Annotated in this window: 1 protein-coding gene; it reads left to right on the top strand. The window is 58.6% G+C overall.

The features are described 5' to 3' along the window. Nucleotides 1-1,350: 1,350 nt before the first annotated feature. On the top strand, nt 1,351-1,563 hold a 213-nt coding region (locus AC0L23_RS39875), incomplete at its 3' end, for an NYN domain-containing protein (RefSeq protein WP_473358412.1).

The following is a 1,563-nucleotide window of genomic DNA, read 5'->3' as shown; positions in this document are numbered from 1 at the left end:
TATGACCGCACCGTCATCCCTTGTTCAACCAGAGAAAGATCTTGCAGCCCGGGCCGTTCCACATATGAGTCAGAGCCAATATTGCAAGCCGAATGACACACGCGCTAGCACCGCCACCCAAAGCGCTGCTTGGCTGCCAAAATTGACTAAAGCGCTGGATCTGGTCGCTGCGCTTCCCGCGGCAAGTCAGTCCGAGATCGACGCATGCTATGCTTGGCTATTTTTTCGAAGCCCACCCGCTCGCCAACACTGCACTGAGTACGGGCACTGCTGCGCACAGCCCGCCGGCCACAGCCGGCGGACAAAGGAAAGCCCTAGCTCAGTCCGTGAGCTAGGGCCTTTCATTGCGTCGCCCGAGGGTTGAGTTATCCGGACGGAGAGACTGTACAGAGGGCGCGCTGGCGTTTGTTCTTGGGCTTTCGCTGGATGCTCGGGTCTAACCACCCGCTCTACAAACCTTCAGAAACCGCGCCCGCAATTCGAGCGCCACGTCGGCCGACTCAACGTCGCAGCCGATGAACGACCTTGGCTCGCGATCCAGCGGAGGTGCGCCGAGCTTTGACCGGCCGAGAGCGGCGGCCATTGCGATCCTTAGATCCCAACTCGTAGGGGTCGTGAGGGCAGCGCAGCATTTCGAGGTCTCTCGCAATACGGCGACTGTCTCGGGCGTCAATTGCGCAGAACGACGCCGCTTGTCTCGTTTCATTCGTGCGGGGATCAGGGCGGGGCGCCGAATACAGCGAGTGCCCAGCGGACGAACTGCGCTGCATTGGGAATCTCGAAGCGAGGTCAGGATCGAATTCTGCAACATACCGTTTCACGCTCGCCTCAATGGCCCCGACGTCCTTGTCGGCCTAAGCGATCCGCCGCCGAAAGCCCCTCCTGAACATGCAGGTCGACACCACGGCGCCGGCGTATCTTGAAATCTCAGCATCGCGGTAAGGAGCTGTCAGGAGCAACTGGAACACGGCTCAAGCAGCCTTGTATCGAGCCGAGGGTCGGCTCCCCTCGGTTCCGACCAGCAGAACGTCTCCGTCTGAAGCTGAGACAGACCACCGCCAGCCGCGGCCGCGCCGGTAAGATCAAACAGAGCAAACTCGCCAACAGTCATGGCGCGAGCACCCTGAATAAGCACCTGGACTTAGACAGCATACATTACAAAACCGACAGACCACCTTTCGGCCATTGTCCGAGTTCGAGCCCGGGTCGAAAATAGTTGGAGCTTAAAGCATCCGTCTGTACTCTGAGATCTTCGCTAGCGATCTATCTAGATTGCGACCGACATATCACGTGTCGCGGTCCCAATCTTTCAAGCTCAATCTGCACTGTTTCACGGAAAGCGTGAACTGAATGTCACCTCCCTCTACCGATAGGGTCGCGCTCTTCATCGATGGAGCCAATCTCTACGCGACCGCGAAAACTCTGGGCTTCGACATCGATTACAAGCGTCTGCTGAAGGAGTTTCAGAGCCGCGGGACGCTGCTTCGGGCGTTCTACTACACCGCGATCATCGAGGATCAGGAGTACTCCTCGATCCGGCCGCTGATCGACTGGCTCGACTAC

The organism is Bradyrhizobium sp. MI1.4 (assembly GCF_055811315.1).
Note: the sequence above shows the minus strand (reverse complement) of the source record. Positions and strands in the feature narration are given on the sequence as shown.